At 47.2% G+C, this 14,348-nt stretch carries 14 protein-coding genes; 5 read left to right on the forward strand and 9 right to left on the reverse strand.

Going from position 1 to position 14,348, the window contains the following annotated elements; translation table 11 throughout:
* Position 1: 1 nt before the first annotated feature.
* Positions 2-760, forward strand: a complete 759-nt coding sequence (gene chbG, locus HEN33_RS01785; protein WP_176263748.1) for a chitin disaccharide deacetylase — start codon at positions 2-4, stop codon at positions 758-760.
* Positions 761-806: 46 nt separating this feature from the next.
* Here chbG and katE read toward each other — a convergent pair whose 3' ends face one another.
* Complete coding sequence (katE, locus tag HEN33_RS01790) at positions 807-3,068, reverse strand: catalase HPII (RefSeq protein ID WP_176263747.1); 2,262 nt, start codon at positions 3,066-3,068, stop codon at positions 807-809.
* Positions 3,069-3,250: 182 nt separating this feature from the next.
* Here katE and cedA point away from each other — a divergent pair, with 182 nt between their 5' ends.
* Both cedA and HEN33_RS01800 read left to right on the forward strand, forming a co-directional pair.
* Entirely contained in the window at positions 3,251-3,514 is a 264-nt protein-coding gene (gene cedA, locus HEN33_RS01795; RefSeq protein ID WP_001241561.1) for a cell division activator CedA, read from the forward strand.
* Between the two features lie 289 nt (positions 3,515-3,803).
* Positions 3,804-4,607: a hypothetical protein gene (locus tag HEN33_RS01800; protein WP_183083411.1), complete on the forward strand. Its 804-nt coding sequence runs from the start codon at positions 3,804-3,806 to the stop codon at positions 4,605-4,607.
* Between the two features lie 3 nt (positions 4,608-4,610).
* On the opposite strand, the gene tcyP is transcribed toward HEN33_RS01800, so the two are convergent.
* The 3 genes from tcyP to hxpB all read right to left on the reverse strand — a co-directional run bounded on the left by tcyP (position 4,611) and on the right by hxpB (position 7,556).
* Positions 4,611-6,002: a cystine/sulfocysteine:cation symporter gene (gene tcyP, locus HEN33_RS01805; protein ID WP_001010714.1), complete on the reverse strand. Its 1,392-nt coding sequence runs from the start codon at positions 6,000-6,002 to the stop codon at positions 4,611-4,613.
* A gap of 132 nt (positions 6,003-6,134) precedes the next feature.
* Positions 6,135-6,725, reverse strand: a complete 591-nt coding sequence (locus HEN33_RS01810; RefSeq protein ID WP_001295408.1) for a metal-dependent hydrolase — start codon at positions 6,723-6,725, stop codon at positions 6,135-6,137.
* A 162-nt stretch (positions 6,726-6,887) separates the two neighbouring features.
* On the reverse strand, positions 6,888-7,556 hold the full coding sequence (gene hxpB, locus HEN33_RS01815; RefSeq protein ID WP_000106834.1) for a hexitol phosphatase HxpB: 669 nt from the start codon (positions 7,554-7,556) through the stop codon (positions 6,888-6,890).
* A 146-nt stretch (positions 7,557-7,702) separates the two neighbouring features.
* Here hxpB and HEN33_RS01820 point away from each other — a divergent pair, with 146 nt between their 5' ends.
* Complete coding sequence (locus HEN33_RS01820; protein ID WP_000222172.1) at positions 7,703-8,239, forward strand: YniB family protein; 537 nt, start codon at positions 7,703-7,705, stop codon at positions 8,237-8,239.
* 40 nt (positions 8,240-8,279) lie between these two features.
* Here HEN33_RS01820 and HEN33_RS01825 read toward each other — a convergent pair whose 3' ends face one another.
* The 3 genes from HEN33_RS01825 to pfkB form a co-directional block, all read right to left on the reverse strand.
* Entirely contained in the window at positions 8,280-9,140 is an 861-nt protein-coding gene (locus HEN33_RS01825) for a fructosamine kinase family protein (protein WP_000267670.1), read from the reverse strand.
* Between the two features lie 105 nt (positions 9,141-9,245).
* Positions 9,246-9,536 carry a type V toxin-antitoxin system endoribonuclease antitoxin GhoS gene (ghoS, locus tag HEN33_RS01830; protein ID WP_176263873.1) on the reverse strand — a complete coding sequence of 97 codons (291 nt, stop codon included), beginning with the start codon at positions 9,534-9,536 and terminating at the stop codon, positions 9,246-9,248.
* A 100-nt stretch (positions 9,537-9,636) separates the two neighbouring features.
* Positions 9,637-10,566, reverse strand: a complete 930-nt coding sequence (gene pfkB, locus HEN33_RS01835) for a 6-phosphofructokinase II (protein ID WP_000251742.1) — start codon at positions 10,564-10,566, stop codon at positions 9,637-9,639.
* Positions 10,567-10,852: 286 nt separating this feature from the next.
* Between pfkB and HEN33_RS01840 the strand changes: the two genes are divergently transcribed.
* The gene (locus HEN33_RS01840; RefSeq protein WP_000771396.1) at positions 10,853-11,611 is read left to right on the forward strand and encodes a DUF481 domain-containing protein; all 759 of its coding nucleotides are present in this window, start codon (positions 10,853-10,855) and stop codon (positions 11,609-11,611) included.
* Positions 11,612-11,663: 52 nt separating this feature from the next.
* Here HEN33_RS01840 and yniD read toward each other — a convergent pair whose 3' ends face one another.
* Positions 11,664-11,771, reverse strand: a complete 108-nt coding sequence (yniD, locus tag HEN33_RS01845) for a small membrane protein YniD (protein WP_001142445.1) — start codon at positions 11,769-11,771, stop codon at positions 11,664-11,666.
* Between the two features lie 162 nt (positions 11,772-11,933).
* The gene (gene espL1 / locus HEN33_RS01850) at positions 11,934-13,832 is read right to left on the reverse strand and encodes a type III secretion system effector EspL1 (protein WP_176263872.1); all 1,899 of its coding nucleotides are present in this window, start codon (positions 13,830-13,832) and stop codon (positions 11,934-11,936) included.
* Positions 13,833-14,348: the final 516 nt, after the last annotated feature.

Raw genomic sequence — 14,348 nt, forward strand, 5'->3', positions numbered from 1 at the left:
TATGGAACGCTTACTGATTGTTAATGCCGATGATTTTGGCTTAAGCAAAGGTCAGAACTACGGCATTATCGAGGCCTGTCGCAATGGGATTGTCACATCGACGACGGCGCTGGTGAATGGGCAGGCTATTGACCATGCAGTGCAGTTGAGTCGTGATGAACCGAGTCTGGCCATAGGGATGCACTTTGTCCTTACTATGGGCAAGCCACTGACAGCTATGCCGGGGTTAACCCGCGAGGGTGTGCTGGGAAAATGGATCTGGCAGTTGGCAGAAGAAGATGCTTTACCGCTGGAAGAAATTACTCAGGAGCTCGCCAGTCAGTATTTGCGTTTCATTGAGCTATTTGGACGCAAACCTACGCATCTTGATAGCCATCATCATGTGCATATGTTCCCGCAGATTTTCCCGATTGTTGCCAGGTTTGCGGCTGAAGAGGGGATAGCGTTGCGCATCGACCGTCAGCCGCTATCTAACGTTGGTGATTTACCGGCTAATCTGCGCAGTTCGCAGGGATTCAGTAGCGCGTTTTATGGTGAAGAGATTAGCGAGACACTGTTCCTGCAAGTGCTTGATGACTCCAGTCATCGCGGCGAGCGCTCTCTGGAAGTGATGTGCCACCCGGCGTTTATCGATAATACGATTCGCCAGAGTGCTTATTGCTTCCCTCGGTTAACGGAACTGGATGTGCTGACTTCAGCATCGTTGAAGTATGCCATCGCCGAGCGTGGTTATCGGTTGGGTAGTTATCTTGATGTGTAAGTAAGGTGGTAAGGTCACTCCCCAGGGGGCGTGACCTTATCCATATTTACGCCGGGATTTTGTCAATCTTAGGAATGCGTGACCACACGCGGTGTGCTGCCATCAGCGTTAACAGTTCATCCATAAAACTACCATCGGCGCTGTCAGCTTCCACAATCCCTTCTTCACCCTGGTCAGCGACCTTGATTGTTGCTTTAAACTTGCGCGCGTCTCCCGCCAGCGCAATCGGTTTAAGGTGTTTGTAGGCTTCCATCAGGTAGTAGTTGGCATCGCCGTTGTCAGCGATATCCGCGATATTGCCGCAAGGGACAATAATCGCATCGACCGTCAGCGAAGGCGCTCCGGCAAATGTAGCGGCTATAGGCAGCACCGTACCGTCATCCGCAGTCACTTCACCCATTCGGGAGTAGAGCAGTTTGGCATGAACGCCTTTGGCCTTCAGCGCCTTGAGAATGGCCAGAAGGTCTGCCGATCTCACTTCATCATTAAGCAAAATCGCTACCACGCGACCTTTTACATCACCGTCAGGAATGGCGTACAGACTTAAGGATGGATCCTTTTTCAGACCGTTGACGTCCGGAGGCGGGGTGATATTCAGCTGGTCGTCAGTCAGTTCGATACCGAGATTTTTCGCCACCGCCTGGGCCAGAGTGAGATCAATATGCGCCAGCTGATCAACAACGCGCTCACGAATATACGGACGAACTACTTTGCTTAACTCAAAGCTGAAACCATCGACAATATGGCGCTGCTCGAATGGCGTCTGACTTAGCCAGAACAGACGCGGATGGGAATAATATTCGCCAAACGATGGGCTGCGCTCGCGAACTTTATTGCCTTCCACGCGCTCCTGGTATGATTCAAAACCGCCGCGTTTCGGCCCCGGCGGTGTTTCGCGCGGCCAGTTATCGTTGATCGAGTTCGGTTCGTAATTCGCCGGGTTAGTGTCGATCCCCATACGATGCATGCCGTCACGCTGGAAATTATGGTAAGGACAGGTCGGGCGGTTAATCGGAATCTCATGGAAATTTGGTCCGCCAAGACGACTGATTTGTGTATCGGTATAAGAGAACAAACGCCCCTGCAACAGGGGATCGTTGGTGAAGTCCAGACCGGGGACAATATGCCCAGGATGGAAAGCCGCCTGTTCGTTTTCGGCAAAGAAGTTATCCGGGTTGCGATTGAGCACCATTTTGCCAACACGCTGAACGGGTACCAGTTCTTCCGGGATGAGTTTGGTTGGATCGAGAAGATCGAAGTCAAACTTGAATTCATCTTCTTCAGGAATCAACTGGAAGCCCAGTTCGTATTCCGGAAAATCGCCTGCTTCGATGGCTTCCCACAACTCGCGGCGTTGGAAGTCCGGGTCACGTCCGGTTAGTTTTTGTGCTTCATCCCAAACGAGTGAGGCTTTACCTGCCAGTGGTTTCCAGTGGAAACGTACGAACGTTGCCTTCCCTTCGGCATTAATCAGGCGGAAGGTGTGAATACCGAAGCCTTCCATGGTGCGATAGCTGCGCGGGATCCCGCGATCCGACATCGCCCACATCACGTTGTGCAGAGTTTCAGGTTGCAGAGAAACATAATCCCAGAAAGTATCGTGGGCGCTTTGCCCTTGTGGGATTGCCCAGTGCGGTTCTGGTTTTACCGCATGAACAAAATCGGGGAATTTATGCGCATCCTGAATAAAGAAGATCGGTGTGTTGTTACCAACAAGGTCAAAAATACCCTCTTCAGTGTAGAACTTGGTCGCGAAGCCACGGATATCTCGCACCGTATCCGCCGAGCCAGCACCACCCTGAACGGTGGAGAATCGGACAAAGACCGGGGTAATTTTGTTGGGGTCTGACAGAAAATCCGCTTTGGTGATATCGCTTAAGCTTTTATATGGCTGGAAATAACCGTGAGCGGCTGAGCCGCGCGCATGAACAATTCGTTCCGGGATGCGCTCATGGTCAAAGTGAGTGATTTTCTCGCGCAGAATAAAATCTTCCAGCAGTGTTGGGCCACGGCTACCGGCGCGTAGGGAGTTTTGATCATCGGCGATGCGTACACCCTGATTAGTGGTCAGCGCAAAATTTTCACTGCCTTTGCGTACGTCTTCCAGAGAATTAAGTTTTTCGTTACGCGTATCAGGGGCTTTCAGGCTCCCAGGGGCGGTTGGCTGCGCTCCCGGTGGCGTCGGTTCAGCCGCTGGACGATGAGATCCGTCCTCAGGTGCCAGTGAGTCCATCCCCGGTTTCGCTTCGCTGGAATCGTGTAGTGGTGACTGGTGCTGATGTGGGTTCTTTTCGTTATGTTGCGACATTGAACTCGTCTCCTTAATGTATTACTGAAAGGGCCGCTGTTTTGGTCAAAAAACTCTCTAACTATAGACCACCGGCCAGATCCCGCTTCGGAGACTATTCTGGAAACGGTGTTATGAAATACACGCAAAGCGGGACGTACAGGGGCTAAATCGGCTAAACTACAGTTTTTCTGATTTTTAATATGCGTTTAGTGAAGCCAGTAATGAAGAAACCGCTCCGTCAGCAAAACCGCCAGATTATTAGCTATGTCCCACGCACGGAACCCGCGCCGCCAGAACATGCGATAAAGATGGATTCGTTTCGTGATGTCTGGATGCTGCGTGGCAAATATGTTGCGTTTGTACTGATGGGAGAGTCATTTCTGCGCTCACCGGCGTTTACTGTGCCTGAATCCGCCCAGCGTTGGGCAAATCAGATCCGCCAGGAAGGGGAAGTGACTGAGTAAGGATTACGTACCTCCCGGTTTTGCCGGGAGTTACATGGCCTGAAATTCTGTATTTCGATGCTACATTCATTCAAATCACCTGTAACAAAAAACTGCATTTAACGATCTACTGCTATAAAATAAATGCTCTTTTTTCTTTAACTGGTTATTAGTTCTAAAATGTCAAAATTATCCTGGTCAGGATGAGCTATTTTTGATAGTTCATTCTGTGACGTTACTCTTAAACTTAGATTGTCAATTACTCAAATCAAAATGCGTAATGATTAGGGTTTATAAACTGAGGTGATAGATGATTTATACAAGTCTAATACAGAGTAATTATTACAATGTGAATATTCAAAATCAGGCATTCGAACTCTATAAGGGAAAGCTTCAATCGACCCTGACAGAACTCGCTTTCTTTATATCAACGGGGCAATGTGGCAGCGATGAAATCGTTGAATCACACTTTAATTATATGATTGCCTCTATGTCTAATATTAAGTTTGACGTATCCATACCCAGAGCACCAGTGCTTAGTTTTGACACGTCTCTGCCAGATAATATTAAATATAAAGTTATAATTGACAATCCCAATGGTAGTGAACTTCGTATAAGAAGTGTTAATGAGAGTTTTGCCGGAATGGATTTCGCTTTTGTCTTTCGCCCAGATAAGATGACTAATTTGATTAATATAAAAAATAAGTTGGTGATTTATTATTTGACAACCATTTACTATGATCAAGATTATATACATCCTGCCGGGAGTATTTTTTCTGCAATTCAAAATAATGAACGTTTGTTAAACTTCCCTTCGATAATATCAATGCTTAATGTCAATCTTCTTTTTAATCCACTGAATCTTCCGGGAATGGGAAGTGGTGTGCTTGAAGAGATTATGAGTATTTCAGATAGTTCACTTAGAAAACGTCTTGGGTATGAGGTTTTAAGCTTCTCGCTACAAGCACATTCATTGAGTCAGGAATGTATTGATAAGTTAGCCATTTTTTTCGCTGACGATCTGTTTAAATATGAGTCAGTATGCATCGCCGCGATGGAACATTTAAAAAGTAAGGCAACGGCCCCTATACAAAACGGACCGTTGCCAGCATAAGAATTAACGGTGTGCCAGTTCGGCGTCGTCTTCGCTATCCAGAATGGCTTTATCGGTTTGCTTCAGCCACTGGCTGGTCAGCGTGCCAGCGGTCATCGAGCCACTAACGTTTAGCGCCGTACGGCCCATGTCGATAAGCGGTTCAACGGAGATTAACAATGCCACCAGCGTTACAGGCAGGCCCATCGCAGGCAGCACAATCAGTGCGGCGAAAGTTGCGCCACCACCGACACCGGCAACGCCTGCGGAACTAACGGTAACAATACCGACCAGCGTCGCAATCCACATCGGGTCCAGCGGGTTAATGCCAACCGTAGGCGCAACCATCACCGCCAGCATTGCCGGATACAAACCGGCACAGCCGTTCTGACCAATGGTCGCACCGAAAGAGGCGGCGAAACTGGCGATAGATTCAGGTACACCCAGACGACGCGTTTGTGCTTCCACATTAAGCGGGATAGACGCGGCGCTGGAACGGCTGGTAAAGGCAAACGTCAGTACTGGCCATACCTTACGGAAGTACTTCAGCGGGCTCACGCCATTAATGCCCAGCAGAAGGCCATGCACTGCAAACATAATTAGAAGACCGAGGTAGGACGCGACAACGAAACTACCCAGTTTGATGATGTCTTGCAGGTTAGAACCTGCAACCACTTTGGTCATCAGCGCCAGAACGCCGTAAGGGGTCAGCTGCATGACCAGGCGAACCAGTTTCATCACCCAGCTTTGCAGGGTATCGATAGCGGTTAAGACGCGTTCACCTTTCGGCGCATCATCCTTCAGCAGCTTCAGCGCAGCTACGCCGAGGAATGCGGCAAAAATTACCACGCTGATAATTGACGTCGGATTGGCTCCGGTCAGATCGGCAAACGGGTTTTTCGGGATAAAGGACAAGACCAGCTGCGGAACGCTCAGGTCAGAGACTTTACCAACATAGTTACTTTCGATGGCATTCAAACGTGCAGTTTCTGCACCACCCTGAACCAGACCTTCAGCCGTCAAACCAAACAGGTTGGTGACCAGCACACCGACCAGCGCCGCAATCAGCGTGGTAAACAAAAGCGTTCCGATGGTCAGAAAACTGATTTTGCCTAACTGTGATGCGTTATGCAGACGGGCAACCGCGCTCAGAATAGAGGCGAAGACTAACGGCATAACGATCATTTGCAGCAGTTGAACATAGCCGTTACCAACGATGTTAAACCACTGTACAGAATCTTTAAGTACCTGGCTGTCAGAACCATAAATGGTATGCAGGGCGAGGCCAAAAACCACACCCATCACCAGACCCACCAGCACTTTTTTCGCCAGACTCCACTGTTTATGGCGGGTCTGAGCCAGCGCAAACAGCAGTACAACGAACACCACGATGTTCGCAATTAATGGAAAGTTCATCCCCGTTCTCCTGATCTTATTATTTCTATCACTGCGTAGCAGTCATAGTGTTGGCGCAAGATTAACAGAACTGTGAGCTGGCTCTTATATTCAAATGGAATTGCTTATTCCAGAAAGGCGATTTTTGCCTTTTTAGTATTCAACCTGATGCTTAATAAGCCGATGAAACTGGATCTGCAAGGTATTGATCATTTGCGATGACCAACGAACAGCGCTGTTTTCGGGTAATGAATGGGGCATCCATACCGACCAGACAAATAATGCCATGCAGATAAAACGTTCCAGTTGGTTGCCCTTTTGGGGAACCAGGATAGGCAAGCGGAAACGCCAGCGGCATGGCCAGAGCAGGGGAACACCGGCGGGTGTCAGCATATCGGCAAGTATGTGGCTCAAATAACCCAGTACCATTCCCTGCAACGCATCAGCAGGAATAAACCAGCTTTCAGGAACCTTAAGGTAAAAGGTTGCCAGCAGCGCAAATACCGCCAGCAGACTGTGGGTAAAACCACGATGCCCAAAAGCGCGGGCGATCGGTTTTGATATCCACTTTAATCGCTGCCCAAGAAACGACTTTGGGTGATCGATGTCCGGTAACAAACACGTCAGGATTGCGGAAGGGACAATATGCCACCAGTCACCCTGTGCCAGCACGGGCGTCAGCTCGGCATTTTTGGCAAATACCGCACAAGCAATAGAAAAGAGAAGGTGACCTTCCGCCGTCATGATAAAACTCACTAAACTGTCGATACGTACAGTATAGGATTTTTATACAGTGCACGGAAGTAGTGACGGTGTAACTCTTTCTCTTAAATTGACGATTAATCCGCCAGTTGAATGCAAATTCAGATAAAGAACCAGGGGCAGCGTGATAACTGCCCTTGGTTATTAACCGAGAAGGTCTTTTGCGGTGAGTTCTGTCAGCGATGAGAGTTTGACGTTTGCTAATACAAAACGTGGATCATTTTGCGCTTCTGGCGCAGGAACGACGATGGAACGCATGCGGGCTGCTTTAGAGGCGATCATGCCATTTACCGAGTCTTCCAGCGCCACGCAGGTCAGTGGGTCAACGCCCAGTTTTGCTGCGCAGTCGAGATATACTTGCGGATGCGGCTTGCTGTAAGGCAGTTTTTCAGCCGAGGCGAGGGCATCGAAACTGTCGCGTAAGTCAAACATGGTCAACACTTTTTCCAGCATATGTAGTGGTGACGCGGAGGCCAGTCCCACCAATAAACCTTGTTCTTTGCATAACGCAACGGCTTCACGCACGCCTGGCAATAATGGGCGTGTCTCTTCAACCAGTGAAATGGCACGAGCAATAACCCGTTCAACCACCTCCTGACGGCTCGGCCCATTCCACGGTTGCCGGGCGTACCATAGATCGACCACCATATCGATGCGTAAACCTAAGGTGTCCGGCAGCTCGTTACGACGGGAGATATCCACCCCCAGGCTTGCCATCACATCCAGTTCGGCCCGATCCCATAAAGGTTCTGAGTCGATAAGTAATCCATCCATATCAAAAATTGCAGCAAGAATCTGACGCGGGGTTGACATTACAACCTCTCCTTTAGAGCATTATGTGTAAGGTATTAAGCCGTGCTTATGATTAAGCGCCTATCATATCGCCTTTAAAGAATGGGCGAAAACAGATATCTACAGGTAAACTAAGTGAAACGACGCGTCTTAATCAAGGAGAACTCATGACGTATCAACAAGCTGGACGCATTGCTGTTTTGAAAAGGATTTTAGGTTGGGTGATTTTTATACCTGCATTGATCTCTACATTGATTTCTTTGCTGAAATTTATGAATACCCGGCAGGAAAACCAGGAAGGCATTAATGCGGTCATGCTCGACTTTACTCATGTCATGATCGATATGATGCAGGCGAATACGCCTTTTTTGAATCTGTTCTGGTATAACTCCCCGACGCCCAATTTTAATGGTGGCGTGAACGTTATGTTCTGGGTGATTTTCATCCTGATTTTTGTCGGACTAGCGTTGCAGGATTCCGGTGCCCGGATGAGTCGCCAGGCGCGCTTCTTGCGGGAAGGTGTTGAAGATCAACTCATTCTGGAAAAAGCCAAAGGGGAAGAGGGGCTAACGCGTGAACAAATTGAGTCACGTATTGTTGTGCCGCACCATACTATTTTCCTGCAGTTTTTCTCGCTGTATATCCTGCCGGTTATTTGTATTGCTGCAGGTTATGTGTTCTTTTCTCTGCTGGGGTTTATTTAATCAAAAGGCCGCACGGAGCGGCCATTATCCTCACCCCATATTATGCTGCTAATAATCTATCCAGTGACTGCTGAGCAATAACCAAATGCTGACCGCCAAATAACCTTGCACGATTTAACAGCGTGTAGAGTTGGTAAACCGGTTGACGTTCAAGGAAATCGGCAGGTAGCGGGGATACTGACTGATAGCCGTCATAGATTTGTGGCGGCTGTTCAGTATGCAGCGGTAACATCGCCAGGTCGCACTCTCGGTCACCCCAGTAGCAGGCCGGGTCGAAAATGTACGGGCCATCCGGACCCAGCGCACAGTTGCCGGACCATAAATCGCCGTGCAACAGAGAAGGCTGCGGTTGATGCGAGGCCAGACGCTGCTGAATATGCTCGACGATGGCATCGATATTGCCGAAAGCGATCCCTTTTTCTGCCGCCAGTTCCAGCTGCCAGCCAATCCGTTGTTCAGCAAAAAAAGTTGACCAGCGACGTTGCCAGGTGTTGGGCTGGGGAGTTGTGGAGAGCGCGTTATCGAAATCGAGGCCAAATTGCGGTTGGTCGCTCCATTGATGTAAACGCGCAATTTGCTGACCAAGAATAAATGCGCTATGCGCATCCAGCGGGCGAGGTGGGAGATAATCCATCACCAGAAAACTGTAGTCACGGTCAGCGCCAACTGCCCAAACCTTAGGCACGGTGACGGTTTTACTACGCGACAGTAACTCCAGTTGGTCGGCTTCAGCGGTAAAACCGGGAAGCAGTTCCCTTTCATCACATTTGACGAAAAAGTCACGTCCTGCATAGCGCAAATGCCATGCGGCATGGACTTCTCCGCCAGGCAGTTCATTACGCAGTTCGATTTCGCCTTCACCTAACTGCTCGCTCAAAAGACGACTGATTGCCTGCCACATGATGTCTCTCCCATGTTGTCTGCCAGATCATAAGGTTAGCGCAAGAATGCGGTGTAAAAACACGAGCTAACGCACACCACAGACTGATTATTGCCCAAAAACCATTTATTTTCTGTTGCTATTCCATTCCTCCCAGGTCGTGATGGTGATTTCAGGATCTTTGCCGGTTGCACTTTGGGTAAGCCCCGAAACCAGCTCTCTAATTTCTTCTTCACTTTGGGTACTGATAAGTCCAAAAGTGTTAGTCCCCAGCTCATGGATATTTCCATCATCATCCGTCATGGTGAGCAAAAAACCGTCGCGAGTCAGGTAATTATTCAACTCGTTAATTTCAGTCAATGTATCCTCGTGCAACATGACGGTTATGACATAACGGACAAGAGCGCCACTGGCCATAGTTCACCCCTTTGTTATCACATGACTTTTGAGCATAGTCGGAGAAACGCGTTGCCGACAGGTTGGTGGTGATTCCCCCAATGCAGGGGGAATGTTTCAGTTAGCGGGAAAGGTAAGCGTAAATTTTTTGTGTATCGTCATGGGAGCACAGGCGTGTTCCCTGATTGAGTGTGGCTGCACTCCCCGCAGCTACGCCAAAACGGACCATCTCTTCAAGAGAGGCATTTTCTGCCAGTTTCAGTGTCATCGCGCCGACCATGCTGTCACCAGCGCCAACGGTGCTCTGGCTTTTCACCGGTGGTGGCACAACCTGAATGCAGTTTTCACTATCAACGCCCAGCGCCCCTTGTGGACCCAGGGAAACGACAACTCGTTTGGCCTTGCCGCTATTAACGATTTCCTGCGCGGCTTTGCGGACATCGTCTGGCTGGGTGAGTTCGCGATTCACCAGCGCACTGAGTTCTTTTTGGTTAGGCTTAACCAACTCGATGTTACCAATCGCCAGTGCTGCACTTAACGCTTCGCCAGAACTGTCGACGATACAGCGGATCCCTTGGTTTTGCGCAGCGGAAATCAGTTGGGTTAATTTTTCTAGCTTCACACCTGGCGGCAGGCTTCCGCTTATGACCAGGATAGCACCGGATTCAATTTCCAGAACTTGCTCTTCAAGCTGGCGAAACTCATCTTCACTTAATGCCGCGCCTGGCATGACAAAACGATACTGCTCACCGCTTGCTTCCACATGTACGTGTAAATTCTGCCGGGTCCAGTCTTTGGCTTCTACAGTAGCGACGGGGACATTTTCATCTGCCAACAGTGAAACCAGATGTTCGCCGGTCGCACCACCCGCCGGGAAGATCGCTGTGGCACTGCCTCCAAGATGGGCAATGGCGCGGGCGACGTTGATGCCGCCGCCTCCGGGTTCGAATACCGGTGCGGTACAGCGCAGCTTTCCTTCGGGATAAATTTGCGGGGTAATTGTTGCGCTATCGAGAGAGGGCGCAAGTGTCAACGTATAGATACGTACCATCATTTCCTCCTATAGGCTGATTTCAGTCTGGCACCGAATCAGCGGAAAGTGAAGAAATTAACAATATGATTTATTAGAGCTTTATTTAAAATTTTGCAGATAAATATATATAAATAAAAATCTGTTTTCGCCACATGCTTATTCAAAAAATGAAATAAGAATACATTGCTAAGTTATTCGCGCCTTTTTATAATTCGTTACCTTTCCAGGGACGCTAATCTTTGATCCTTAAGAAAGTTTCCGGGACCGCGAAGGTCTCTTTTTTTGTTGTACGGACTCTTGATAAATGAAGCTTTTGAAGACAGTTCCTGCCATCGTTATGTTGGCGGGGGGCATGTTTGCGTCACTGAATGCAGCTGCCGATGATTCCGTTTTTACTGTCATGGACGATCCTGCCAGCGCTAAAAAACCTTTCGAAGGTAATCTGAACGCAGGATATCTTGCACAATCAGGCAATACGAAAAGCTCCTCACTTACGGCTGACACCACCATGACCTGGTATGGACAAACCACTGCCTGGTCGCTGTGGGGGAACGCCAGTAATACTTCTTCTAATGATGAGCGTTCTTCAGAAAAATATGCGGCGGGCGGGCGTAGCCGTTTTAATTTAACTGATTATGACTATTTATTTGGGCAGGCAAGCTGGCTGACAGACCGTTATAACGGCTATCGAGAGCGCGATGTGTTGACCGCGGGTTATGGTCGCCAGTTTTTGAATGGCCCGGTACACAGTTTCCGCTTTGAATTCGGTCCAGGTGTGCGTTACGACAAATATACCGACAATGCCAGTGAAACCCAGCCGCTGGGTTATGCCTCCGGGGCTTATGCATGGCAGTTGACTGACAACGCTAAATTTACGCAGGGTGTTTCCGTCTTTGGCGCGGAAGACACAACGCTGAACTCTGAAAGCGCATTAAATGTTGCTATTAATGAACATTTTGGACTGAAGGTGGCTTACAACGTCACATGGAACTCTGAACCTCCAGAGTCTGCACCGGAACATACCGATCGTCGGACAACCTTATCGCTGGGCTACAGCATGTAACATTATCTGCCGGACCGTAGTATGCGGTCTGGCTGTTTTCGTTTGTCACTGCTCAGCCCCAAATCATTGCTGCCCAACGTAGCAACAACATAGCGCCACAGATTGCCAGTAGCACCACCACCATCTTCCAGTGTTTTTTATCAAAGCGTTTAGTCGGCATACCAGTGTCCTGCATATCTCTTGTGCGTGATAACGGAGTGTAACAAAAGGGACAGGCAACAAGGGATTTTTTGCAATTGCAGCCGTCGGGTGGCGTTGTGCACCCGGTCACTGTTATTGAGTTTAAAGTATATGTATCAACATATACATCGTAAATATTTAGTTATAAATACGCCTGTAGTTCATCTGGACTAAAGCTCAGGCTTTGGCTGATTACATTTATAGCTGCATAATATGTTTCTACCGTTTTATAATGATTATGATGAATGGCTATATGAACAGCTGATATGTTGTCATGATTTTTAGCGGCCAACAGTGTGAATAACTGATGTTGACTAAAAGAATATTTTTTTGCAAAAGTACACAGCGTCGATATATAAGATAGCACGACGTCTTCATTACCCTTGCTCATGGCGATGTATAAAGCAGGAGTTCCATGTGCTGTTGCGCCTTTTAATAAATCCATGATGTTAATTTTACTGAGGTTATATTTAAAGGCGATTCCATAAATTTTTGAGAGGAACCGTGTGACACACAAAGGGTGATTATTTTCCATTGCAGCAAATAATCCAGGCTCACCATCACGTGTTTTCATTGCTAAAATATCCATTACCAGCTTTTTGTTTAAAAGCTCTTGTGCTATTGGAGTGGTTAATGTATTAAGGAAGATATTGATTATTTCATCGAATCCATACAACATGGTAATGTAGAGTCCAGGTGTGTCATTGGCACTTTTAGTTTGCAGTAACTTAACTAGATTATTTTTATGAATGATGCGACTATTTACCAGTGACTGAATTTCTTGCATAAATATTTTTACGTTGTCAGTATGTCCGTTCATCATAGCCAGAAATAAAGCAGGTGTACCAACGCTATTCTGCGCAGTTATTATTTCAATGATTTCTTTTTCAGGGAGTATGCGCAACTGTTTGAATAATGTAATAAGCTGTTGAGTCTGGCCTGTGGCCATTATTAACAACATTGCCGATGGATGTATAGGGGCAAATGGCATTCGTGTCGCAACACCCGCGAAAATTGCCCCTGGAACTCCCTCAGGTAATAGAGGCAGAATAGCAATTGCACAGTTGCGAACATACATATCAGCCCAGGTCTGAGCATCGGGACCTGAACTGATGAACTTATCAAGCGAGAGAAAGCCCCGTGCTGTCCTGTGGGTGCCTCTGACGGCAACGTTGGTATCGTTCGGGTCGTAAACGGACACAACATAACTTAATTGTCCATACGCTGACTGCTTTATTCGTAGCCTTACTGACAAAGTATGATTGTCTATATATAAAATCGCGGATATATGACTGACATTGTTTGCCATCATTCGACAGAAGAAAATATCTAAAGCGAAGCCAAAATCCTTACTCGCGATAACGCGACTCCCTGCAGGAGGATGGCGAAGTAATGCTCTGAACTCCGCGTCCCGGACTATAGGGACATGCTGTTGTATGGATTCAACGGAGGAGTAATGTTTAATCAGGTTGACTTTGCCTTTTCCATTTCCCAATGAATCAAGGGCGTATTGTAATGACAGATGGCGACAAAAAATAGCGTCAGAAGGAGATTGCAAAAAAAATGCACTACCATTGAGATTTACTGTTGGTTGTATAGTTTTTTCTCTATGGATTTTTTTTGACAGCTTCATGCAATGGTTACGTTTTTCGGCAGTTGACTGTTCCTGTTCAATATAATCCAGTATGCTTCGCAAATGGTTAGCTTTAATGGGCGTGGTTTCCAGAAGTAAGGAAATGATTTCTTTTTTATAGTGTAATGTAATGAGTATATTTTCTGCATGGATGGGGGAAGTGGCAAAGTTAATGATAAAAAGGGCAGTGGAATAACAATTTTGTGATATTTTTCGACAGCTTGCGGTAAATTCCTGAGTAACACAGTATGACAGCATCGAACTTAAATCAGAGCTATCAAGTAGGGTGATGAGCTGGCGCGCAAATTGATTAATAGGCTCTGCTGAAGGCGTTGGTATGTCGCTATCGATGTGCACTCTATGAGGAGACTTATAATGAGTTCTGATAATGATATCGTTTTCACTCATAATCTATTCGCCTTATATATGTCTGGAGGTTTTGAGTATGATGATTAATTATTATCGCCAGAACGAAATGTGCACGAAAAATTGCTATAAGAATTGTGTCACTTTTATCATTGCGATATGACCAGTTCGTCATTAATCTCATGATCGTTTAAATACCACCGCCAAATAGCGCAACGAACTTTGCTGGATTCAGTTTATCTGCGTAAATCCGCTCGCAGTAAACCTTTCAGACGCTGCGTGATGTTATCAGTGGTTCTTTAAGCGTTTTGCTGGTGTACTCACTACAAACGAATTGCGAATCGAATCAATGTGAAACGGAAAGGTACAATCTCCCTTTTTTTAGTGTTAACATCGTTCAACCGGGTGGAAGGTGAGAGGTTAATGTCTTTCATTTGTGTACCTGATTGCGAACCAATTTAGCATTTGTTGGCTAGATGGTTTCGCAATGAACTGTTAATAAACAAATTTTTCTTTGTATGTGATCTTTCGTGTGGGTCACCACTGCAAATAAGGATA

The sequence above is a fragment of the Escherichia sp. 94.0001 genome, assembly GCF_013369155.2.
GTDB classification, from domain to species: Bacteria; Pseudomonadota; Gammaproteobacteria; order Enterobacterales; family Enterobacteriaceae; genus Escherichia; species Escherichia coli_F.

Bases quoted from the DNA above. Each gene is read 5' to 3' on its own strand.
- chbG (WP_176263748.1), top strand. From the start codon at position 2: ATGGAACGCTTACTGATTGTTAATGCCGATGATTTTGGCTTAAGCAAA.
- katE (WP_176263747.1), bottom strand. From the start codon at position 3,068: ATGTCGCAACATAACGAAAAGAACCCACATCAGCACCAGTCACCACTA.
- cedA (WP_001241561.1), top strand. From the start codon at position 3,251: ATGCGTTTAGTGAAGCCAGTAATGAAGAAACCGCTCCGTCAGCAAAAC.
- HEN33_RS01800 (WP_183083411.1), top strand. From the start codon at position 3,804: ATGATTTATACAAGTCTAATACAGAGTAATTATTACAATGTGAATATT.
- tcyP (WP_001010714.1), bottom strand. From the start codon at position 6,002: ATGAACTTTCCATTAATTGCGAACATCGTGGTGTTCGTTGTACTGCTG.
- HEN33_RS01810 (WP_001295408.1), bottom strand. From the start codon at position 6,725: ATGACGGCGGAAGGTCACCTTCTCTTTTCTATTGCTTGTGCGGTATTT.
- hxpB (WP_000106834.1), bottom strand. From the start codon at position 7,556: ATGTCAACCCCGCGTCAGATTCTTGCTGCAATTTTTGATATGGATGGA.
- HEN33_RS01820 (WP_000222172.1), top strand. From the start codon at position 7,703: ATGACGTATCAACAAGCTGGACGCATTGCTGTTTTGAAAAGGATTTTA.
- HEN33_RS01825 (WP_000267670.1), bottom strand. From the start codon at position 9,140: ATGTGGCAGGCAATCAGTCGTCTTTTGAGCGAGCAGTTAGGTGAAGGC.
- ghoS (WP_176263873.1), bottom strand. From the start codon at position 9,536: ATGGCCAGTGGCGCTCTTGTCCGTTATGTCATAACCGTCATGTTGCAC.
- pfkB (WP_000251742.1), bottom strand. From the start codon at position 10,566: ATGGTACGTATCTATACGTTGACACTTGCGCCCTCTCTCGATAGCGCA.
- HEN33_RS01840 (WP_000771396.1), top strand. From the start codon at position 10,853: ATGAAGCTTTTGAAGACAGTTCCTGCCATCGTTATGTTGGCGGGGGGC.
- yniD (WP_001142445.1), bottom strand. From the start codon at position 11,771: ATGCCGACTAAACGCTTTGATAAAAAACACTGGAAGATGGTGGTGGTG.
- espL1 (WP_176263872.1), bottom strand. From the start codon at position 13,832: ATGAGTGAAAACGATATCATTATCAGAACTCATTATAAGTCTCCTCAT.